Consider the following 20,829-nt stretch of genomic DNA (forward strand, 5'->3'; position numbering starts at 1 on the left):
CTCACGTGGCAGAGGCGGAGCGCATCATCGGTACGCCGGACACTCCGGACGACGGCGGTGAGGAGACGGCGGCGCCCGGCGAGTCCGGCGCGGAGCAGCAGCGGACCGGGGACGAGCGGCGGCCCGGGCGCGGGCGCCGGATCGCCGTGCTGTTCGCGGTGGCCGCCTTCGCGTACGCCCTCGACCTGGTCAGCAAGATGATCGTGGTCGCGAAGCTGGAGCACCACGCGTCGATCGAGGTCATCGGTGACTGGCTGGAGTTCCACGCGATCCGCAACCCGGGCGCGGCCTTCGGGTTCGGCGGCGCCTTCACGATCATCTTCACGGTGATCGCGGCGGCCGTGATCGTTGTGATCTTCCGCCTGGCCCGCAAGCTCTACAGCTTCCCCTGGGCGGTCGCGCTCGGCCTGCTGCTCGGTGGCGCGCTCGGCAACCTCACCGACCGGATCTTCCGCTCGCCCGGCGTCTTCGAGGGCCAGGTCGTCGACTTCATCGCACCCAAGGGGTTCGCGGTGTTCAACCTGGCCGACTCGGCGATCGTCTGCGGCGGCGTCCTGATCGTCCTGCTCTCCTTCCGCGGCCTGGACCCGGACGGGACCGTCCACAAGGACTGACCCGGGCCGGAGCCGGGCCGGGGGGCCGGAAGGGCTTGCGTACGGGGCTGTCGGTGCCGTCCGGCATACTCGACGGGTGAGCACCGTTCCCGAGATCCGAACCCTGCCCGTGCCCGACGGCCTGGAGGGCGAGCGCGTCGACGCCGCCATCTCCCGCATGTTCGGCTTCTCCCGCACCAAGGCGGCCGAGCTGGCCGCGGAGGGCAAGGTCCAGGTCGACGGCGCGGTGGTCGGCAAGTCCGAGCGGGTGAGCGGCGGCGCCTGGCTTGAGGTCGAGATGCCGGGGGCGCCCGCGCCCGTGCAGATCGTCGCGGAGCCCGTCGAGGGCATGGAGATCGTGCACGACGACGATGACGTGGTCGTGATCGTCAAGCCCGTCGGCGTGGCCGCGCACCCCAGCCCCGGCTGGACCGGCCCGACCGTGATCGGCGGTCTGGCGGCCGCCGGCTACCGCATCTCCACCTCCGGCGCCGCCGAGCGCCAGGGCATCGTGCACCGCCTCGACGTCGGCACCTCCGGCCTGATGGTGGTGGCCAAGTCGGAGCGCGCGTACACCTCGCTCAAGCGCCAGTTCAAGGAGCGCACGGTCGACAAGCGCTACCACACGGTCGTGCAGGGCCATCCGGACCCGACCAGCGGCACCATCGACGCCCCCATCGGCCGCCACCCCCAGCACGACTACAAGTGGGCGGTCACGGCCGAGGGCAAGCCCTCCGTGACCCACTACGACCTGATCGAGGCGTTCCGCGCGGCCTCCCTGCTCGACGTGAAGCTGGAGACCGGCCGCACCCACCAGATCCGCGTGCACATGGCCGCCCACCGCCACCCCTGCGTCGGCGACCTGACCTACGGCGCCGACCCGACGCTCGCCAAGCGTCTGCGCCTGACCCGCCAGTGGCTGCACGCGGTCCGGCTCGGCTTCGAGCACCCCGGGAGCGGCGACTGGGTCGAGTTCGAGAGTGACTACCCGGCCGACCTGCAGCAGGCGCTGGACCAGGTCCGCGAGGAGACGTACGGATGAGTACCCGCGCGTACGAGGTGCGGGTCGCCGAGGATCCCGCCGACCTGGAGGCGTGTTTCGCCGTGCGCAAGCAGGTCTTCGTCGTCGAACAGGGCGTTCCCGAGGACCTGGAGTACGACGAGTACGACGCCACGGCCCTGCATGTGCTCGCGATCCGCGAGGACGGCGTGCCGCTGGGCACCGGCCGGCTGCTGTTCGGCGAGACGACGGCGGAGAAGACCGACGGCGATCCGTCCCTCGGCTCCCTGGGCCGGCTCGCGGTCTCCCAGGAGGCCCGGGGGCTCGGCATAGGCGTGGCCCTGGTCCGGGCCATCGAGGACGCCGCACGCGCGCGTGGCCTGAGGGCGGTGGACCTGCACGCGCAGACGCACGCGCTGGGCTTCTACGAGCGACTGGGCTACGAGCCCTACGGTCCGGAGTACGAGGAGGCGGGCATCCCGCACCGGGGGATGCGGCGCGCGCTGTAGGGCGGAGCACGCCGGAAGACCGCATGGCACGCTTGAGGCCCGCTGTGTGATCGTCGACTCCCGGAGTGCTGGCCGTGGATCAGTTGGCCCTGTTGTTCGTGCTGCTGCTCGGGGCCCTGGTGAGCGTCCCGGTGGGCGACCGGCTGGGGCTGCCGGCTCCCGTGCTGGTGACCCTGTTCGGGATCGTCCTGGCGGTCGCCGACTTCGTGCCGAACGTGAACATCCCGCCCGAGCTGATCCTGCCCGGCCTGCTGCCACCGCTGCTCTACGCGGCGGTACGGCGGACCTCCTGGCGGCAGTTCGCGGCCAACATCCGGCCGATCTTCCTGCTCGCCGTGGCGCTGGTGTTCGTCACCACGGTGTGCGTGGCGGTCGTCGCCAACGCGATCGTGCCCGGGCTGCCGATCGCCGCCGCGGTGGCGCTGGGCGCGCTGGTCGCCCCGCCCGACCCGGTCGCCGCGACCGCCGTCGCCGGGCAGCTCGGGCTGCCGCGCCGACTGGTGTCGATCCTGGAGGGCGAGGGCCTCTTCAACGACGTCACGGCCATCGTTCTCTACCACGTGGCGATCGCCGCCGTGGTCAGCGGCACGTTCTCGCCCTGGCGGGCCGGGCTGGACTTCCTGCTGTCCGCCGTGGTCGCGATCGCCGTGGGGCTGGCGCTCGGCTGGGGCGCGAACAAGCTGATGGACGTGCTGGGTGACGCCACCCTCCAGATCGGCCTGACCCTGCTCGTCCCGTACGTCTCCTACGTCCTCGCCGAGGAACTGCACGGCTCCGGGGTGCTCGCCGTGCTCACCACCGCGCTGTTCATCGCCGAGTACGCCACCGACGCCGACGACGTCATGACACGACTCGCCGGATACACCTTCTGGGACATCGTCGACACGCTCGTCACCGGCGTCGCGTTCGGGCTGATCGGCCTGGAACTGCACAACGCGATCCGTACGGCGTCCGGCCGCTGGGGCGAGCTGCTCGGCTGGGCGGCCGCGATCGTGGGCGTGGTCGTCGTGGTCCGGCTGGCGTGGCTGCTGCCGGCGACCTGGCTGACCAAGCGGCTGCACGCCCGGCGGGACTACGACGAGGAGATCCCGACCAGCTGGCGGGAGACCGTGGTGATGTGGTGGTCCGGGATGCGCGGGGTGGCCTCGGTGGCGCTGGCCCTGGCCATTCCGCTGAAAACCGACGACGGATCCGCCTTCCCGGACCGGAACGAGATCGTCTTCGTCGCGTTCGGTGTGATCATGGCGACGCTGGTGCTCCAGGGGCTGACCCTGCCATGGCTGGTGAAGCGGCTGGGGGTACGGGCCGACACCGACCAGGAGAAGGAGTTCGAGAAGGAACTGGCGGTACGGGCGGCGAAGGCGGCACGGCGCCGGCTGCGGGAGATCGAGCAGGTCGAGGACCTGCCGGAGGACGTGTCGGAGCAGATGCTGCGGCGGGCCTTCGAGATCGGGTTCCGGATCAGCCCCGACGTGGCGGAGGACGAGCGGCGGGAGGGGCACGACAAGCGGGCGAAGCGGTTGAAGCGGTTGCGGCGGATCCAGCAGGAGATGCTCAGCGCGGCGCGGCACGAGGTGCTGGCGGCGCGGAGCGAGCCGGGGGCGGATCCGGAGATCGTGGACCGGGTGCTGCGGCATCTGGACGTCCGTAGCCTGCGCTGATCGCCCACGGCTGGTCCGGCGGAGTGGTAGTCATACAAACAAGTGGCGGCTGTGGATATCCGAAGGCGAGGTCGGCGGTGCGCTCGTAGTCTCGGATCATGGCTCGGAACATTGTGATCAGTGGTGGAGGAACAGGAATCGGGCTCGCCGCCGCGCGGGTGTTCGCCGCCGACGGGGATCGGGTGCTGCTGCTCGGGCGGCGCAGAGCGGTGCTGGAAAAGGCAGGGGTGCCGGGGGCGGTCTGGTACGCCGCCGATCTGACCGAGCCGGCCGACGTACGGAGCGTGGCACGGTACGTCGCCGACGAGATCGGGACCGTGGACGTGCTCGTCCACAGCGCCGGAGGGAACGCGGCGTTCGCGCCCGACGCGGAGGCCGGCGATCCACTCGACGCCGTCGCCCGCACCTGGACGGGCAACTTCCGGCAGAACACGCTGAGCGCCGTCCTGCTCACGGAGGCGCTGAAGGACCGGCTCGCCGACCCTGGCGGGCGGGTGCTGTTCCTCAGCTCCATCGCCGCCTACCGGGGCTCGGGGACCGGGTCCTACGCCGCCGCCAAGGCCGCCCTGCATCCGTACGCCCACGATCTTGCCCGGCAGCTGGGGCCGCGCGGGGTCACCGTGAACGTGGTCGCCCCCGGGTACATCGAGGACACCGAGTTCTTCGGCGGCCCGGTCGAGGAGACACGGCGGGAGGGGCTCGTCGCCGAGACGTCGACCGGGCGGGCCGGCATACCGGGTGACGTCGCCGCCACCCTGCACTGGCTGGCCTCCCCGGCCGCGGGGCACATCACCTCACAGATCGTCCAGGTCAACGGCGGCGCCGAACGCGGCCACTGACGGGGGCGGTCAGCCGCGGCCGGTGCGGGGCGGCTCGTGCAGGCGCCGGCCCGCCGCCCCGTCCTGGGAGGGGATGATCCCGCCCGGCGGGAGGACCGCGTCGGCCGTGTTGACCCGGGGCAGGGCGTAGGGGTGCTCGGCGGTCAGCCAGGTGATCATCTGTTCGCGGACCGTCACCCGGACCGTCCAGATGTCGTCCGCGTCCTTGGCGGTCGCCAGGGCTCGCACCTGGATGGTGTTCGGGGTGGAGTCGGTGACCGCCAGGCCGTAGGCCCGCCCGTCCCAGGCGGGGCACTCGCGCAGGATGTCCTGGAGCTTCTCGCGCATCGAATCGATCGGCGCCGAGTGGTCGAGGTGCCAGTAGACGATCCCGGTCATCTGCGGGGTGCCCCGGGACCAGTTCTCGAATGATTTGGAGGTGAAGTACGACACCGGCATCGTGATCCGGCGCTCGTCCCAGGTCCGTACCGTCAGAAAGGTCAGGGTGATCTCCTCGACCGTGCCCCACTCGTCGTCGACCACGACCGTGTCGCCGAGGCGCACCATGTCGCCGAAGGCGATCTGCAGACCCGCGAACATGTTCGCCAGCGTGGACTGGGCGGCCACACCGGCGACGATGCCGAGGATTCCGGCGGAGGCCAGCAGTGAGGCGCCGGCCGCGCGCATCGCCGGGAAGGTCAGCAGCATCGCCGCCACGGCCACCACGCCGACGATCGCCGTCACCACCCGCATGATCAGCGACACCTGGGTGCGCACCCGGCGGACCCGGGCCGCGTCGGTATGGGCACGGGCGTAGCGGGTGTACGAGGTCTCGACGATCGCCGCCGCGATCCGCACCACCAGCCACGCGGTCGACCCGATCAGCACCAGGGTCAGCATCTGGCCGACGGCGACCCGGTGTCCCAGCAGCACCTCGGCCTGATCGTAGGAACCTCTGAGCATGGCCGAGCACAGCACGAGCTGGTAGGGGATGCGGGCACGGCGCAGCAGGCCCCACAGGGCTGTCTCGCTGTGCCGCGCGTCGGCCTTGCGCAGCAGCAGGTCGGTCGCCCAGCCGATCAGCAGGGTGAGGACGACCGAGCCGCCGACCACGACAAGCGGGCGGAGTACGTTCTCCATCTCCATGGGTCCGAACGTAACCAGATCAGGGGGGTCCTGAACATGCGGATCGGTGTCGAGGGCGTCACAACCGCTGTCGGTCCGGCTGGCACCATGGGCTCATGAACATCATGCTCTTTCACTCGACCTATGGCCTCAGGCCCGCGGTGCGCGAGGCCGCGGACCGGCTGCGTGCCGCGGGGCACGAGGTGTGGACGCCGGACCTCTTCGAGGGGCGCACGTTCGACACGGTCGAGGAGGGCATGGAGTTCAACGACTCGATCGGCAAGGACGAGCTGCTGAGGCGGGCCGTGCTGGCGGCGGCGCCGTACTCGGAGCGCGGGCTGGTGTACGCGGGGTTCTCGCTGGGCGCCTCGATCGCGCAGACGCTGGCGCTGGGCGACCAGCGGGCGCGTGGGCTGCTGCTTGTGCACGGCACGTCGGACATCGCGCCGAACGCCTCGGTCGACGAGCTGCCGGTGCAGCTGCACGTGGCCGAGCCGGACGCCTTCGAGACGGACGACTGGCTGAGCGCCTGGTATCTGCAGATGGGCCGGGCCGGCGCCGATGTGGAGATCTACCGGTACGCGGGCGCCGGCCATCTCTACACCGACCCCGGGCTGCCGGACTACGACGAGGAGGCCGCCGAGGCCACCTGGCGGGTGGCGCTCGGCTTCCTCGGCACGCTGTAGGTGACGGCTACACCGGGTCGTAGGTGCGCTCGACCTTCTGGGTGCCGCTGCGGGTGCGGTACGAACGCTCCCAGGACGAGGTCGCGTCGGCCTTCGTCTTGTCGGAGAGGACGTAGTAGTCCATCTGCGCCCGGGCGGCGGTGATGTCCAGGACGCCGTAGCCGTGCCGGTCGGTGTCGACCCAGTGCACGTGGCGGTTGGCCAGCTGGATGACCGGCGCGGCGACGGTGGAGACGACGCCCGGGGAGACCTTGAGGATGTCGTCCAGGTTGTCGGAGGTCACCGAGGTGACCACGAACTCCGTGGCGGCCGAGGCGGAGAGCGGGTAGGTCCCGGCGTCCACCGGCACGTCGTTGGCCCAGGCCATGTGGATGTCGCCGGTCAGGAACACCGTGTTGCCGATAGCGTTGGAGCGCAGGTGGGCGAGGAGTTCGCGGCGGTCGTCGGTGTAGCCGTCCCACTGGTCGGTGTTGAGGGCGAGGCCGTCCTGCGGCAGGCCGAGCAGCTTGGCGAGCGGCTTGAGCAGGTCGGCGGAGAGCGAGCCGATGGCGAACGGCGAGATCATCACCGAGTTGCCGACCAGCCGCCAGGTGGTGTCGGAGGACTTCAGCCCGGCCTTCAGCCAGTCGAGCTGGGCGCGGCCGGTGATGGTGCGGTCCGGGTCGTCGACCGAGCCGCTGCCCGCCGAGACCTGCTGGGAGCGGAAGGAGCGCAGGTCGAGCAGGGAGAGGTCGGCGAGCTTGCCGAAGCGCAGCCGGCGGTAGGTGGTGCCGGCGATGGCCGGGCGGACCGGCATCCACTCGAAGTAGGCCTGCTTGGCGGCGGCCTGACGGGCCGTCCAGGTGCCTTCGGTGCCCTCGGTGTGGTTCTCGGCACCGCCGGACCAGGAGTCGTTGGCGAACTCGTGGTCGTCCCAGATCGCGATGACCGGCGCCTTGGCGTGCAGGGCTTGCAGGTCGGTGTCGGTCTTGTACTTGCCGTGCCGGGTGCGGTAGTCGGCGAGGGTGGTGATCTCGTGGGTGGGCGCGTGCTGGCGGACCACGGTGTCACGGGTGCCGTACTCGCCGGTGCCGTACTCGTAGATGTAGTCGCCGAGGTGCAGCCAGGCGTCGAGGTCGCTCCGGGCGGCGAGATGACGGTACGAGGCGAAGTAACCGGCCTCCCAGTTGGCGCAGGAGACCACACCGAAGCGCAGGCCGGAGACGGTTGCGTCGGTCGCCGGGGCGGTGCGGGTGCGCCCCACCGAGGAGTCCGTGCCGCCGGCCGAGAAGCGGAACCAGTAGTCGGTGGCCGGGGCCAGGCCGCGTATGTCCGCCTTGACGGTGTGGTCGGAGGCGGCGGTCGCGGTGGTGGAGCCGCGGGAGACGACGTTCGTCAGCGCCTTGTCGGTGGCGACGACCCAGCTGACCTCGGTGTCGGCGCCGACACCGGAGCCGGGTACGGCATCGGCGGTCGGCGTCATCCGGGTCCACAGCAGGACGCCGTCGGGCAGCGGGTCGCCGGAGGCGATGCCGTGCAGGAAGGCGGGTGCGTCCGAGGCGGCCCGGGCCGGCAGCGCGGCGGCGAGCGGGGCGGCCAGGACAGCGGTCGCCGCCGCGGCCTTGACGACCGTACGGCGGCGGGGGGAGAAAGTGTTGGCACCCTCGGAAGCCTGAGTTGATCTGTATCGACTGGTCACGGCCGACCAGGTTACTGACCAGTATGAACAAGAGCAGGCGAACCAGTGAAAGTTCGCCTGCTCTTCACGTGGAGCTGGTGCTGCACCTGTGCACAGAGGCCGGGTTACGCCTTGAGCGCCGCGTCCACCACGGAGTTGAAGGCCGCGACCGTCATCGGCGGGTTGCCGCTGGAGTCGGCCGTCAGCATCTTGCCGTTCATGACGAAGCTCGGGGTGCCCGTCACGCCGTCCTTGTTGGTGTCGAAGGTCTTCGACATGGCCAGCGCCCAGGCGTCGTACTTGCCGGACTTGACCGCGTCCTGGAAGGTCTTGTTGTTCTTCAGCGCCGGGACGGTGTCGGCGACCTGGATGAGGTAGCTGTCGTTCTTGAACTTGTCGTCCGTCTCCTCGGGGTGCCACTTCGTGGAGTACAGCGCGGTCTTGTACTCCAGGAACGCCTCCGGGCTGACGTTCAGCGCGGCGCCCATGGCGCTCATCGCGTTCTTGGAGCCCTCGCCGTTGGTGCCGATCTTGCCCTTGCCCAGCGAGTCGCCGTCGATGAACGTGCCGCCGACGTACTGGATCTTGAACTTGCCGTCGTCGATGTCCTTCTTCACCGTGGAGCCGACCGTCTGCTCGAACTGGGCGCAGATCGGGCAGCGCGGGTCCTCGTAGACCTTGAGGGTCTTCGGGGCGGTGGACTTGCCGATCACGACCGTGGTGCCGTCGGTGCCCGTGGTGTTGGCCGGGGCGACGACCTTGGCGGACTTCTCGTCCTCCCAGTAGCCGGGCTTGTTGGCCTGGACGACGGCGTAGCCTATGCCGCCAGCCGCGGCAAGCACGGCCACGACCGAGCAGGCCACGATGACCTGGCGCTTGACCTTGGCCCGCTTGGCCTGCTTCTCGCGCTCGACGCGCAGCCGCTCCCGGGCCGCGTTCTTGGCGGTCTGGCTGTTCCGCTGGCTCATATTGGTGATCTCCATATGGGACGCGCACATGTCGTACGCGGGATACGTGTGGGGGACTCGTCGTGCTCGAACGACGGGTGTGCTCGCGGGGGAGGGGCGCTCAGGCGAAGGGCAGGGCGAGCGCCCGGGAGCACGGCGGTCCACGCCGTCCCAGGGAGTGCACGAGGACCAGGTCGCGGGCGGCGGCCGTACGCGGCGCCGGGCGCGGCAGCCGTCGTACCGGAGCCAGCCGGCGGACCGTGCCCGCGGCGACCGCGAGGAGCAGCGGGCGGAAGGTGGTGGCGGCGATCGCGCGCAGCAGCTGGGTCAGGGCGCGCTCGCCGCGGCGCAGCCAGGCGGCGGCCAGCAGGCCGACGCCGATGTGCGCGGCGAGCAGCAGCCAGGCCGCGGTCGGGTCGGCGTGGGCGAGCGCCGCGGCGGCCCGGGAGCCGCCGGTCATCTGGGCCAGCGGGGTGCCCACCGTGCCGCCCCGGCACAGCATGTCGAAGCCGACCGCGCGCAGGGGGCCCGCGATGGGGCCGCCGGCCCGGCCGTAGCAGGCGTGCTGGCCGGTGGTGAAGACCGTGTCGGCGGCCAGCTCCAGCGGGACCAGCAGGGCCGCGATCCGGCCGAAGCCGCGCTCGCGGCCCGCCAGCGCGTACGCCGTGACGAACACACCGGCGGCGACCGCGGCCACCGTGGTGAACGGCAGCGGGGCCCGGGACAGCAGCACGTGCGACGCGGTGCTGAGCGTCACGACGAAGGCCGTGAACAGCGCCGCGCGCACGGCTCTGAGCTGGGTCCCGGATATGTCCATAGCGGTGGAGAGTCTGTCACGTACTCATGTAAGGGACCCCTAAAAGAGCCCTGTGAATCCGCGAAGGTTACAGCCCTGGAATGCGGCCGTTGCGGAACAGGTCGACGAAGATCTGGTGGTCGGCACGCGCGCGTGCGCCGTAGGTGTGCGCGAAGTCCACAATGAGCTGATCGAAGCCCGCGCCCTCATCGGGGTCCGCCGCGATCGCCGCGTCGATGGCCCGCTCGGTGGAGAACGGCACCAGGGACTCACCGGACTGGTCGTCGGCCGCCGAGTGCATCGACGCCGTGGCCCGGCCGAGGTCCGCGACGACCGCCGCGATCTCCTCCGGGTCGTCGATGTCGCTCCAGTCCAGGTCCACCGCGTACGGCGACACCTCGGCGACCAGCTGCCCCGAGCCGTCCAGCTCGGTCCAGCCCAGCCACGGGTCGGCGTGCGCCTGCAGGGCGCGCTGGGAGATCACCGTGCGGTGGCCCTCGTGCTGGAAGTAGTCCCGGATCGCCGGGTCCGTGACGTGCCGGGACACGGCCGGGGTCTGGGCCTGCTTGATGTAGATCACGACGTCGTTCTCCAGGGCGTCCGTGGAGCCCTCCAGGAGGATGTTGTACGACGGCAGACCGGCCGAACCGATGCCGATGCCACGCCGGCCGACGACGTCCTTGACGCGGTAGGAGTCCGGGCGGGACAGGGACGACTCCGGAAGCGTCTCCAGATAGCCGTCGAAGGCCGCCAGCACCTTGTAGCGGGTGGCGGCGTCCAGCTCGATCGAGCCGCCGCCGGAGGCGAAGCGGCGCTCGAAGTCACGGATCTCCGTCATCGAGTCCAGCAGCTCGAAGCGGGTCAGCGAGCGGGCCGCGCGCAGCGCGCCGAGCAGCGGGCCCTCGGCGGAGTCCAGGGTGAACGGCGGCACCTCGTCGCTCTTCGCGCCGGTCGCCAGCGCGTGGATCCGCTCCCGGTACGCGCCCGCGTACACCTCGACCAGCTCGGTGATCTGCTCGTCGCTGAGCGCCTTCGCGTACCCGATCAGCGCGACGGAGGCGGAGAAGCGCTTCAGGTCCCAGGTGAAGGGGCCGACGTAGGCCTCGTCGAAGTCGTTGACGTTGAAGACCAGGCGGCCGTTGGAGTCCATGTACGTGCCGAAGTTCTCCGCGTGCAGGTCGCCGTGGATCCACACGCGCGAGGTGCGCTCGTCCAGGAACGGGCCGCCGCGCTTCTCCGCGTCCACGTCGTGGTAGAAGAGCGCCGCCGTGCCCCGGTAGAAGGCGAAGGCCGAGGCCGCCATCTTCCGGAACTTCACGCGGAACGCGGCCGGGTCGGCGGCCAGGAGCTCGCCGAAGGCGGTGTCGAAGACGGCGAGGATCTCCTCGCCGCGCTGCTCGCCGTTGAGCTGGGGGACCGACATCGCTGGGTGCCTCCTGGTACGGGTGGTGCGTGACGTGTGGGCCGGATCTCTCCTCCGGACCAACGTGCGAAGGTCGGGGGGAGTGCCCGCTTTCTTCGCCCGAAGGTACGCGGGGTGGCGGGCGGATTGTCAGTGCCGAGGCATAGGATTTCGCCGTCCCACCAGACTGTCCGCAGCCGGTCGGAAGATCGTCGACGCCCGCCCACCCGTCACCCGACCACCGCCCCTCAACGAGGCGCTTCGCGCCGCACCTGCTTAATTTGGAGGCCGAAACCGTGTCAAAGCCGCCGTTCACGCACCTGCACGTCCACACCCAGTACTCGCTGCTGGACGGTGCCGCGCGGCTGAAGGACATGTTCAACGCCTGCAACGAGATGGGCATGACACACATCGCCATGTCCGACCACGGCAACCTCCACGGGGCCTACGACTTCTTCCACTCCGCGCAGAAGGCCGGAGTCACCCCGATCATCGGGATCGAGGCGTATGTCGCCCCCGAGTCCCGGCGCAACAAGCGCAAGATCCAGTGGGGCCAGCCGCACCAGAAGCGGGACGACGTCTCCGGCTCCGGCGGTTACACCCACAAGACGATGTGGGCGGTGAACAGCACCGGCCTGCACAACCTCTTCAAGCTCTCCTCCGACGCCTATGCCGAGGGCTGGCTGCAGAAGTGGCCCCGGATGGACAAGGAGACCATCGCCCAGTGGTCCGAGGGGATCGTGGCCTCCACCGGCTGCCCCTCCGGCGAGCTCCAGACCCGGCTGCGCCTCGGCCAGTACGACGAGGCCCTGAAGGCGGCCGCCGACTACCAGGACATCTTCGGCAAGGACCGCTACTTCCTGGAGCTGATGGACCACGGCATCGAGATCGAGCACCGGGTCCGCGACGGCCTCCTGGAGATCGGCAAGAAGCTCGGCATCCCCCCGCTGGTCACCAACGACTCGCACTACACGTACGCGCACGAGGCGACCGCCCACGACGCCCTCCTGTGCATCCAGACCGGCAAGAACCTCTCCGACCCGGACCGCTTCAAGTTCGACGGCACCGGCTACTACCTGAAGTCCACGGACGAGATGTACGCCATCGACTCCTCGGACGCCTGGCAGCAGGGCTGCGCCAACACGCTCCTCGTCGCCGAGATGGTGGACACCACCGGCATGTTCGAGAAGCGCGACCTGATGCCCAAGTTCGACATCCCCGAGGGCTACACCGAGGTCACCTGGTTCAAGGAGGAGGTCCGCCGCGGCATGGAGCGCCGCTTCCCCGACGGCATCCCCGAAGACCGCCAGAAGCAGGCCGACTACGAGATGGACGTCATCATCCAGATGGGGTTCCCCGGCTACTTCCTCGTGGTCGCCGACTTCATCATGTGGGCCAAGAACAACGGCATCGCGGTCGGCCCCGGCCGAGGCTCCGCGGCCGGTTCGATCGTCGCCTACGCCATGGGCATCACCGACCTCGACCCGATCCCGCACGGTCTGATCTTCGAGCGGTTCCTCAACCCCGAGCGCGTCTCCATGCCCGACGTCGACATCGACTTCGACGAGCGCCGGCGCGTCGAGGTGATCAGGTACGTGACGGAGAAGTACGGCGCCGACAAGGTCGCCATGATCGGCACCTACGGCAAGATCAAGGCCAAGAACGCCATCAAGGACTCCGCGCGCGTGCTGGGCTACCCGTACGCGATGGGCGACCGCCTCACCAAGGCGATGCCCGCCGACGTCCTCGGCAAGGGCATCGACCTGGACGGCATCACCAACCCCTCGCACCCGCGCTACAACGAGGCGGGCGAGATCCGCGGGATGTACGAGAACGAACCGGACGTCAAGAAGGTCATCGACACCGCCAAGGGCGTCGAGGGCCTGGTCCGGCAGATGGGTGTGCACGCGGCCGGCGTGATCATGTCCAGCGAGCCCATCGTCGACCACGCCCCGATCTGGGTGCGGCACACCGACGGCGTGACCATCACGCAGTGGGACTACCCGCAGTGCGAGTCGCTCGGCCTGCTGAAGATGGACTTCCTCGGTCTGCGCAACCTGACGATCATGGACGACGCCGTCAAGATGGTGAAGTCCAACAAGGGCGTCGACCTCGACCTGCTGGCCCTGCCGCTCGACGACCCGAAGACCTTCGAACTCCTCCAGCGCGGCGACACCCTCGGCGTCTTCCAGTTCGACGGCGGCCCCATGCGCTCGCTGCTGCGCCTGATGAAGCCCGACAACTTCGAAGACATCTCCGCCGTGTCGGCGCTCTACCGTCCCGGCCCGATGGGCATGGACTCGCACACCAACTACGCGCTGCGCAAGAACAAGCTCCAGGAGATCACGCCCATCCACCCCGAGCTGGAGGAGCCGCTCAGGGAGGTCCTGGACGTCACCTACGGCCTGATCGTGTACCAGGAGCAGGTGCAGAAGGCCGCCCAGATCATCGCCGGATACTCGCTCGGCGAGGCCGACATCCTCCGCCGTGTGATGGGCAAGAAGAAGCCCGACGAACTGGCCAAGAACTTCGTCCTCTTCCAGAAGGGCGCCCGCGACAAGGGCTACAGCGACGAGGCCATCCAGGCCCTGTGGGACGTGCTGGTCCCGTTCGCCGGCTACGCCTTCAACAAGGCCCACTCGGCGGCGTACGGACTGGTCTCCTACTGGACCGCGTACCTCAAGGCGAACCACCCCGCCGAGTACATGGCCGGGCTGCTCACCTCGGTCAAGGACGACAAGGACAAGTCGGCCGTCTACCTCAACGAGTGCCGCCGCATGGGCATCAAGGTGCTCCCGCCGAACGTCAACGAGTCGGTGCACAACTTCGCCGCCCAGGGCGACGACGTGATCCTCTTCGGCCTGGAGGCCGTACGCAACGTCGGCACGGGCGTCGTCGAGTCGATCATCAAGGCCCGCAAGGCGAAGGGGAAGTTCGCCTCCTTCCCCGACTACCTGGACAAGGTCGACGCCACCGCCTGCAACAAGCGGACCACGGAATCCCTCATCAAGGCGGGCGCCTTCGACGCGCTCGGGCACACCCGCAAGGGCCTCACCGCCCAGTACGAGCCGATGATCGACAACGTGGTCGCGGTCAAGCGCAAGGAGGCCGAGGGCCAGTTCGACCTCTTCGGCGGGATGGGCGAGGAGGAGAGCAGCGAGCCCGGGTTCGGCCTCGACGTGGAGTTCACCACCGAGGAGTGGGACAAGACCTATCTGCTCGCCCAGGAGCGGGAGATGCTCGGTCTGTACGTCTCCGACCACCCGCTCTTCGGTCTGGAGCACGTGCTCTCCGACAAGGCCGACGCGGGCATCGCCCAGCTCACCGGCGGCGAGCACGCCGACGGCGCGGTGGTCACCATCGGCGGGATCATCTCCGGTCTCCAGCGCAAGATGACCAAGCAGGGCAACGCCTGGGCGATCGCCACCGTCGAGGACCTCGCCGGCTCCATCGAGTGCATGTTCTTCCCGGCGACCTACCAGCTCATCTCGACCCAACTCGTCGAGGACGCGGTCGTGTTCGTCAAGGGCCGCCTCGACAAGCGCGAGGACGTGCCCCGCCTGGTGGCGATGGAGCTGACGATCCCCGACCTGTCCGCCGCGGGCGCCAACGCGCCCGTGATCCTCACCATCCCCGCCACCCGGGTCACCCCGCCCATGGTCAGCCGCCTCGGCGAGATCCTCAGCCACCACAAGGGCGACAGCGAGGTCCGGATCAAGCTCCAGGGCCCGACCAAGACGACCGTGCTGCGCCTCGACCGGCACCGGGTGAAGCCCGACCCGGCCCTGTTCGGCGACCTGAAGGTGCTGCTCGGCCCGTCCTGCCTGGCCGGCTAGGCCCTGTCGTACACGCGCGGAAGGGGCGCACCCGCGACGGGTGCGCCCCTTCTGTGTGCTGGGCTTCAACAGCCCTGAGGGACCTGGGCAGTCCGCTCAGTTGTGGCCGAAGCGCTTCTGCTGCTTACGGGCAACATCCGCGGGGCTGCCCTGAATGTGCGACACCGGCGAGTCGTGGGACTCCGTCGACGTACGCTGCGTGTGCTCGTGGGCCTGCTCGGCCTGCGGCGCGCGGTTCTGCGAGCCACCCTGCTTGCGGTTCTTGTTCTTGGCCATGGTGATCTGCCTCCTGTGGGGGATCTAGGGGCCGAATTCAGATTCACATAGGCTGACAACAGACGCATTTCGGATAATTACCGTGTGTGACAGGGTTTGTCGGAGAGCAAGGTGCCGAAACGCCACGCCGAAGATCGAGTTCGGGCCGTTAACCCCCGCGCCGTCGGGCAGACTCGAAGGAAGCCCCGAAAGCAAACCTCCCGGAAAGAGGGTGAGTCGCGTGGACCGCTGCATCGTCCTGGTGGACGCCGGGTATCTGCTGGGTGCCGCCGCCAGTCTCCTCGCCGGTGAGCCCTCCCGATCCCGGATCACCGTCGACCACGCCGCGCTCATCCAGGCGCTGCGCGAACGCGCGGAATCCGACACCGAGCGTCCACTGCTGCGCATCTACTGGTTCGACGGCGCCCCCGACCGCGTCCCGCAGCCCGAACACCGGCGGTTGCGTGTGATGCCCCGGGTGACCGTCCGGCTCGGCGCGCTGACCCGCAGCGACGGACGCTGGGCCCAGAAGGGCGTGGACGCGGCCATGCACGCCGAGCTGACCGAGCTGGCCCGCAACCGCGCCTGCTCCGACGTCGTGCTGGTGACCGGCGACGGCGATCTGCTGCCGGGCATGATGGCCGCGAAGGAGCACGGGGTCGCCGTACACCTGTGGGCCGTGCAGGCCGCCGACGGGGACTACAACCAGTCCGAGGACCTGGTCGCGGAGGCCGACGAGCGGCGGGTCCTGGACCGCGCGTGGATCACCCAGGCCGTACGGGCGAAGGAGCTGACCGCGGTCTGTGCCCCGCCGCCGGCGCCGCGGCCGGAGATCGCCGCGATCCTCTCCGCGCCGCTGCCCGACTCGGGGCTGGCGGGCGCGGCCGAGTCGGGGGCCGAGGAGGCGGAGCGGGCGCCCGCGGCGAGCGCGGCGGAGAACGGGTCGTCCGAGCGGGTGCCTGCGCCCAAGGGGGTGCCCACGCCGAAGGACCTGGCCGCGCTGCGGGCGCCGGGCGCGCAGCCGGTGGTGCAGCATCCGGCGACCACCGCGACCCTGCGGTGGTCCTCCGACAAGGGGTGGGTGGACCGGCCGGGGGCCGTCGCGGAACCGGCGGAGGCCGCCTCCATGCCGACGCTGGCGCAGCTGACGACCGCGGAGCAGCGGTGGGCCGACCGGGAGGAGGACATCACGACCGTCGGCGGGGATCCGTACGAGGTCGGCCAGGTGTTCGCCCGGCGGTGGACCTCCCGGCTGGGCGACCAGAACCATGTGCAGAAGCTGTCCGGGATGTATCCGCGCATTCCGCATCGGATCGACGGGGAGCTGCTGCGGTACGCGGCCCGGTTCGGGTTGCTGGCGCACAAGGACGACCAGATCGACGAGCATGACCGGTACGCCATCCGGGCGGGGTTCTGGAGAGAGATCGATGTGCCGGCGGGGGCGGCCGAGCATGCGCCGGCCGAATGAGTGAGCCCCGGGGTTGCGAAGCCGACTGCCCCAAAGGCGAGTAAACGGGGCCGACCCCGTAGTCTCGTCCCTTGTGAGTACGGGCGTGGGTCGGGCACTTCGGCAGCAGAGCGACGTGGTGTGTGCCGTGCGTGGGCTGACCAAGACCTACGCCGCGGTCAAAGGGCGGCGCGGTGTTTCCGCGGTGCCCGAGGTCCGGGCCACCGACGGGGTGGACCTCGATGTCCGGCGCGGGGAGATCTTCGGGCTGCTCGGGCCGAACGGGGCCGGCAAGTCGACCCTCGTACGGCAGCTCACCGGGCTGCTGCGGCCCGACGCCGGCAGCGTCGAGATCCTCGGGCACGACATCGTGCGGCACCCGGAGCGGGCCGCGCGGATCCTCGCCTATCTCGGTCAGGAGTCCAGCGCCCTCGACGAGCTGACCGTGTCCCTCGCCGCCGAGACCACCGGGCGGCTGCGCGGCCTGGACGTACGGCAGGCCCGCGCCGAGCGGGACGCCGTGATCGAGGAGCTGGGGCTCGGGCCGCTCGCCGGTCGGGCGATCAAGAAGCTCTCCGGAGGGCAGCGGCGGCTGGCCTGTTTCGCCGCGGCGCTGGTCGGGGAGCGGCCGTTGCTGGTGCTCGACGAACCGACGACCGGGATGGATCCGGTGGCCCGGCGGGCCGTGTGGGCCGCCGTCGACCGGCGGCGGGCCGAGCACGGCGCGACCGTCGTCCTGGTCACCCACAACGTGATCGAGGCCGAGACGGTCCTCGAACGGGTCGCCGTGCTCGACCAGGGGCGGGTCATCGCCTGTGACACCCCGGCCGGGCTCAAGGAACGGGTCGCCGGAGAGGTGCGGGTCGAACTGGTGTGGCGGGAGCGGGCCCCGCTGGACGTGCCCGAGGTGGCCGTCCTGCGGGAACGTGCCGTCGAGTCCGGCCGGCGCTGGACGCTGCGGCTCGCGCCCGAGGAGGCGCGTGCCGTGGTCGCCACGGTGACCGGCGGGACAGCCTTCGCCGCCCTCGACGACTTCACGCTCGCCACGCCCAGCCTGGAGGACGTCTATCTGGCGCTGGGCGGCGCCGCACGGCAGGGGCTGGTGAAGGCATGAGCGTGAACGTGAACGCCGGGGCGACCGGGCTCGTACGGGAAGGCGCGGCGGCCGTACGTGCCGTGGATGCCGTTGGGAAGAGGAGCTGCGCGACGTGAGTGTCGTACCCGCGGAGGTTCTGCCGGGCGGTGCCCTGGCCCTGGAGGAGACGGTGCCGCGCCCGGCGGCCGAGCTGGGCCCGCGTGCGCGTCTGTGGCCGTCGCTGGTGGCCGTCTACCGGGCGCAGCTGTCCCGTGCCCGGGTGGCGCGGATCCCGCTGCTGTTCGTGGCGACCTTCCAGTCCGTCGGCATCATGATCATGATGCGGGGTGTGGTGGACAGCCGGGGCGAGGCCCAGTCCGTGGTGGCGGGGTCGTCGGTGGTCGTCGTCGCCTATGTGGCCCTGAACCTGCTCGCGCAGTACTTCGGGCAGTTGCGGGCGAGCGGCGGCCTCGACCACTACGCCACGCTGCCGGTGCCGCCGGCCTCCGTGGTGCTCGGGGCGGCCGCGGCGTACGCCTCCTTCACCGTGCCGGGGACGCTGGTGACGGCCGTCTTCGGGTGTGTGCTGTTCGGGCTGCCGCTGAGCAACCTGTGGATTCTCCTCGCCGTGATCCCGCTGGCGGGGGCGGCCCTGTCCGGGCTCGGCGCCGCCTGCGGGCTGCTCGCGCCGCGGCCCGAACTCGCCACGCTGCTCGGGCAGTTGGGCATGTCGGCGGCGCTGCTGCTCGGTGTGCTGCCGCCGGACCGGATGCCGGGGATCATTCAGCTCGCCCGTGACCTGCTGCCTTCGACGTACGGCGTGGAGGCCTACGCCCGGACCTTCGGGGCGCGGCCCGACTGGGCCGTCGTCCTCGTTGACCTGGGTGTGTGCGCCGGGGTCGGGGTCGCCTCGCTGGCCGTCGCCACCTGGGCGTACCGCCGGGCAGCCGTCCGGTGACGCGCCGCACAGGCCGACCTGGCACGATGTCAGAGTGACCGCACCGTTGACGCCGCCTCCGCCGCCGCACGACCAGTCCTCGCACCAGGCCTGGCAGGCGCCGCCGCCTGCCGGGACGGTCGCAGGAGAGTTCGGAGCAGAGTACGGACAGGACGGTCCCGGGATGAAGACCGAACTGCGTCAGGCCGCGGTGATCGCTCTCGCGGTGGCGGTGAGCGGTGCGCTGCTCGGGCTGCTGTGGCTGTGGCTGGCGCCGCATGTCCCCCTGGTGGGGGACCATTCCGGCAAGAGCTGGGTGGTCTACCTCAAGGACACCGAGGGGGAGCAGGCGGCGGGGGTGGACGGGACGTTCACGCTGCTGGCGCTGGCGTTCGGTGCGGTGAGCGCGGGCGTGGTGTTCCTGTGGCAGCGGCGCGGGGGTGTGCCGCTGGTGGTGGCGCTGGGGGTCGGCGGGCTGCTCGGCTCACTGCTGGCGTGGCGGTTGGGGACGTGGCTGGGGCCGGAGCAGGACGTGATCGCGCACGCGAAGGCCGTCGGGAAGGGGGTGACGTTCTCGGCGCCGCTGAAGTTGGGGGCGAAGGGGGCGTTGCTGGCGTGGTCGTTGTCGGCGTTGCTGGTGCACCTGGGGCTGACGGCGCTGTTCGGCCCGCGGGACCCGGAGCCGCCGTACGAGGAGGGGCCGTACGAGGAGGGGCCGTACGCGGCTCCGCCGGCGTAGGGTTTCGCGCCCGCCGCCCCCGACCGTCCCTCGACATGTCTCCCGTACGTGACCGAGGACGGGGGTTTCGCCGAGCGGTCACGCCCGTCCGATGGGTGCCAGGGTCGCCCCGGTCAGTGTGGCCAGGGAGCCGGGGGACAGCTCGACCTCCAGGCCCCGGCGGCCCGCCGAGACGCAGATCGTGGTGTGGGACGACGCCGACGCGTCCAGGACCGTGGGGAGCTTCTTGCGCTGGCCCAGCGGGGAGATACCGCCCCGGACATAGCCCGTCGTGCGCTCGGCCAGGGCCGGGTCCGCCATCGCCGCGCGTTTGCCGCCGACCGCCGCCGCCAGGGCCTTCAGGTCCAGGCTGCCGGCCACCGGCACCACCGCGACCGTGAGCGTGCCGTCCACGTCCGCGACCAGGGTCTTGAAGACCCGGTCGGGGGACACACCCATCGCCTCCGCCGCCTCCTCGCCGTAGGACGGGTGGGAGGGGTCGTGGTCGTAGGAGTGGACGGTGAAGTCCACGCCCGCCGCGGTCAGGGCCACTGTCGCCGGCGTGCCCGCGGACTGCTGCTGTTTCTTGTTCGGCTTCTTCGGCATGGCAGGCCCCCGGCTCAGTTCAGGCTCGTCGGCGCCCGCGTCAGCTCCGCCGCGGGCAGTGACGGCAGGTTACGGATGATCGCCGTCTCGGCGCGAAGCAGTTTCAGCTCGTCGCGCAGGCGGGACGCCGTGTCGGGGGCCTGGAGCAGGCGCTGCTTGGTGGGGATGTCGTGCATCATCGCCGCCGCGACCAGGTAGGAGACCACGGACGGCTCGTCGGGGAGGTCGACGCCCGTGGACAGCGAGCGCTCCCGCGCCCCCGCAAGCCGCTTCTGGTACTGGCGGAAGGCTCGCAGCACCCCCTCCGCCAGCGCGCCCGCCTCGTCGCCCGGTTCCTCCGGCAGCTCCTCCAGCTCCGCCGTCAGGAACGGCCCGGACGTGTCGACGGAGAGCAGTCGTACCCGGCTCGTCCCCGTCGCGAGCACCTCGAACGTGCCGTTCGCCCGCTCCCGGATCGTCGCCGCGTCCGCCACACAGCCCACCCGGTGGAAGGACTTGAGGGGGTCGGGCCCGAAGCCGGCCGCCGGGCCCCGCTCGGGCTGGGCCGTCGGATCAGGCATGCCAGGTGCGCTCGGTGCCACCTCGTGGCCGTCGCGGATCGCCACGACGGCGAACCGGCGCGGTTCCTCCTCGGGGGTCTTCAGCAGATCGCGCATCATGGCGCGATAACGCTCCTCGAAGACGTTCAGTGGCAGCACGAGCCCCGGGAACAGCACCGAGTTCAGCGGGAAGAGGGGAAGACGGACGGTGGTCACGGCGCC

Annotated in this window: 19 protein-coding genes; 11 read left to right on the forward strand and 8 right to left on the reverse strand. The window is 70.7% G+C overall.

The window, feature by feature from the left end:
* The first annotated feature begins 5 nt into the window (after window positions 1-5).
* From lspA to ABTY98_RS29550, 5 genes are all read left to right on the forward strand, one after another.
* Window positions 6-614, forward strand: coding sequence for a signal peptidase II (gene lspA, locus ABTY98_RS29530; protein ID WP_352224085.1), 609 nt, complete (start codon window positions 6-8; stop codon window positions 612-614).
* A gap of 76 nt (window positions 615-690) precedes the next feature.
* A complete protein-coding gene (locus ABTY98_RS29535; RefSeq protein WP_352224086.1) occupies window positions 691-1,635 on the forward strand; it encodes an RluA family pseudouridine synthase in 945 nt (314 codons plus the stop codon).
* Complete coding sequence (locus ABTY98_RS29540) at window positions 1,632-2,102, forward strand: GNAT family N-acetyltransferase (RefSeq protein ID WP_352224087.1); 471 nt, start codon at window positions 1,632-1,634, stop codon at window positions 2,100-2,102. Before ABTY98_RS29535 ends, ABTY98_RS29540 begins: the two co-directional genes overlap by 4 nt.
* 74 nt (window positions 2,103-2,176) lie before the next feature.
* Window positions 2,177-3,763: a Na+/H+ antiporter gene (locus ABTY98_RS29545; RefSeq protein WP_352224089.1), complete on the forward strand. Its 1,587-nt coding sequence runs from the start codon at window positions 2,177-2,179 to the stop codon at window positions 3,761-3,763.
* A gap of 98 nt (window positions 3,764-3,861) precedes the next feature.
* On the forward strand, window positions 3,862-4,602 hold the full coding sequence (locus ABTY98_RS29550; protein ID WP_352224090.1) for an SDR family NAD(P)-dependent oxidoreductase: 741 nt from the start codon (window positions 3,862-3,864) through the stop codon (window positions 4,600-4,602).
* Window positions 4,603-4,611: 9 nt separating this feature from the next.
* Here ABTY98_RS29550 and ABTY98_RS29555 read toward each other — a convergent pair whose 3' ends face one another.
* Complete coding sequence (locus ABTY98_RS29555; protein WP_352224180.1) at window positions 4,612-5,721, reverse strand: mechanosensitive ion channel family protein; 1,110 nt, start codon at window positions 5,719-5,721, stop codon at window positions 4,612-4,614.
* A 101-nt stretch (window positions 5,722-5,822) separates the two neighbouring features.
* On the opposite strand from ABTY98_RS29555, the gene ABTY98_RS29560 reads away from it, so the two are divergent.
* Window positions 5,823-6,392 (forward strand): dienelactone hydrolase family protein, encoded by a 570-nt coding sequence (locus ABTY98_RS29560; RefSeq protein WP_352224091.1) that lies wholly within the window; start codon window positions 5,823-5,825, stop codon window positions 6,390-6,392.
* A 7-nt stretch (window positions 6,393-6,399) separates the two neighbouring features.
* On the opposite strand, the gene ABTY98_RS29565 is transcribed toward ABTY98_RS29560, so the two are convergent.
* The 4 genes from ABTY98_RS29565 to ABTY98_RS29580 form a co-directional block, all read right to left on the reverse strand.
* Window positions 6,400-8,070: an alkaline phosphatase D family protein gene (locus ABTY98_RS29565; RefSeq protein ID WP_352224092.1), complete on the reverse strand. Its 1,671-nt coding sequence runs from the start codon at window positions 8,068-8,070 to the stop codon at window positions 6,400-6,402.
* A gap of 104 nt (window positions 8,071-8,174) precedes the next feature.
* On the reverse strand, window positions 8,175-9,017 hold the full coding sequence (locus ABTY98_RS29570) for a thioredoxin domain-containing protein (RefSeq protein ID WP_352224094.1): 843 nt from the start codon (window positions 9,015-9,017) through the stop codon (window positions 8,175-8,177).
* Window positions 9,018-9,117: 100 nt separating this feature from the next.
* Window positions 9,118-9,813 (reverse strand): hypothetical protein, encoded by a 696-nt coding sequence (locus ABTY98_RS29575; RefSeq protein ID WP_352224095.1) that lies wholly within the window; start codon window positions 9,811-9,813, stop codon window positions 9,118-9,120.
* A 67-nt stretch (window positions 9,814-9,880) separates the two neighbouring features.
* Complete coding sequence (locus ABTY98_RS29580) at window positions 9,881-11,215, reverse strand: DUF2252 domain-containing protein (protein WP_352224096.1); 1,335 nt, start codon at window positions 11,213-11,215, stop codon at window positions 9,881-9,883.
* A 275-nt stretch (window positions 11,216-11,490) separates the two neighbouring features.
* On the opposite strand from ABTY98_RS29580, the gene dnaE reads away from it, so the two are divergent.
* Complete coding sequence (dnaE, locus tag ABTY98_RS29585) at window positions 11,491-15,030, forward strand: DNA polymerase III subunit alpha (RefSeq protein ID WP_352224097.1); 3,540 nt, start codon at window positions 11,491-11,493, stop codon at window positions 15,028-15,030.
* A 96-nt stretch (window positions 15,031-15,126) separates the two neighbouring features.
* Here dnaE and ABTY98_RS29590 read toward each other — a convergent pair whose 3' ends face one another.
* Window positions 15,127-15,306, reverse strand: a complete 180-nt coding sequence (locus tag ABTY98_RS29590) for a hypothetical protein (RefSeq protein WP_352224098.1) — start codon at window positions 15,304-15,306, stop codon at window positions 15,127-15,129.
* 220 nt (window positions 15,307-15,526) lie between these two features.
* Here ABTY98_RS29590 and ABTY98_RS29595 point away from each other — a divergent pair, with 220 nt between their 5' ends.
* The 4 genes from ABTY98_RS29595 to ABTY98_RS29610 all read left to right on the forward strand — a co-directional run bounded on the left by ABTY98_RS29595 (window position 15,527) and on the right by ABTY98_RS29610 (window position 19,483).
* Window positions 15,527-16,753 (forward strand): NYN domain-containing protein, encoded by a 1,227-nt coding sequence (locus ABTY98_RS29595; RefSeq protein WP_352224099.1) that lies wholly within the window; start codon window positions 15,527-15,529, stop codon window positions 16,751-16,753.
* Window positions 16,754-16,871: 118 nt separating this feature from the next.
* Window positions 16,872-17,846, forward strand: coding sequence for an ABC transporter ATP-binding protein (locus ABTY98_RS29600; protein ID WP_352224181.1), 975 nt, complete (start codon window positions 16,872-16,874; stop codon window positions 17,844-17,846).
* 94 nt (window positions 17,847-17,940) lie between these two features.
* Entirely contained in the window at window positions 17,941-18,765 is an 825-nt protein-coding gene (locus ABTY98_RS29605; RefSeq protein WP_352224100.1) for an ABC transporter permease, read from the forward strand.
* A 34-nt stretch (window positions 18,766-18,799) separates the two neighbouring features.
* Window positions 18,800-19,483, forward strand: a complete 684-nt coding sequence (locus tag ABTY98_RS29610) for an AAA family ATPase (protein WP_352224101.1) — start codon at window positions 18,800-18,802, stop codon at window positions 19,481-19,483.
* 78 nt (window positions 19,484-19,561) lie between these two features.
* Here ABTY98_RS29610 and ybaK read toward each other — a convergent pair whose 3' ends face one another.
* Together ybaK and ABTY98_RS29620 are read right to left on the reverse strand one after the other, a co-directional pair.
* Window positions 19,562-20,068 (reverse strand): Cys-tRNA(Pro) deacylase, encoded by a 507-nt coding sequence (gene ybaK, locus ABTY98_RS29615; RefSeq protein WP_352224102.1) that lies wholly within the window; start codon window positions 20,066-20,068, stop codon window positions 19,562-19,564.
* A gap of 14 nt (window positions 20,069-20,082) precedes the next feature.
* Complete coding sequence (locus tag ABTY98_RS29620; protein WP_352224103.1) at window positions 20,083-20,823, reverse strand: LON peptidase substrate-binding domain-containing protein; 741 nt, start codon at window positions 20,821-20,823, stop codon at window positions 20,083-20,085.
* Window positions 20,824-20,829: the final 6 nt, after the last annotated feature.

Origin of the sequence: Streptomyces sp. NPDC096040, assembly GCF_040303265.1 — a bacterium.
Lineage (GTDB): Bacteria > Actinomycetota > Actinomycetes > Streptomycetales > Streptomycetaceae > Streptomyces.

Coding starts and splice junctions, on each gene's coding strand:
- ABTY98_RS29540 (WP_352224087.1), top strand. CDS start 1,632: ATGAGTACCCGCGCGTACGAGGTGCGGGTCGCCGAGGATCCCGCCGAC.
- ABTY98_RS29550 (WP_352224090.1), top strand. CDS start 3,862: ATGGCTCGGAACATTGTGATCAGTGGTGGAGGAACAGGAATCGGGCTC.
- ABTY98_RS29555 (WP_352224180.1), bottom strand. CDS start 5,721: ATGGAGAACGTACTCCGCCCGCTTGTCGTGGTCGGCGGCTCGGTCGTC.
- ABTY98_RS29560 (WP_352224091.1), top strand. CDS start 5,823: ATGAACATCATGCTCTTTCACTCGACCTATGGCCTCAGGCCCGCGGTG.
- ABTY98_RS29570 (WP_352224094.1), bottom strand. CDS start 9,017: ATGAGCCAGCGGAACAGCCAGACCGCCAAGAACGCGGCCCGGGAGCGG.
- ABTY98_RS29575 (WP_352224095.1), bottom strand. CDS start 9,813: ATGGACATATCCGGGACCCAGCTCAGAGCCGTGCGCGCGGCGCTGTTC.
- ABTY98_RS29580 (WP_352224096.1), bottom strand. CDS start 11,215: ATGTCGGTCCCCCAGCTCAACGGCGAGCAGCGCGGCGAGGAGATCCTC.
- ABTY98_RS29590 (WP_352224098.1), bottom strand. CDS start 15,306: ATGGCCAAGAACAAGAACCGCAAGCAGGGTGGCTCGCAGAACCGCGCG.
- ybaK (WP_352224102.1), bottom strand. CDS start 20,068: ATGCCGAAGAAGCCGAACAAGAAACAGCAGCAGTCCGCGGGCACGCCG.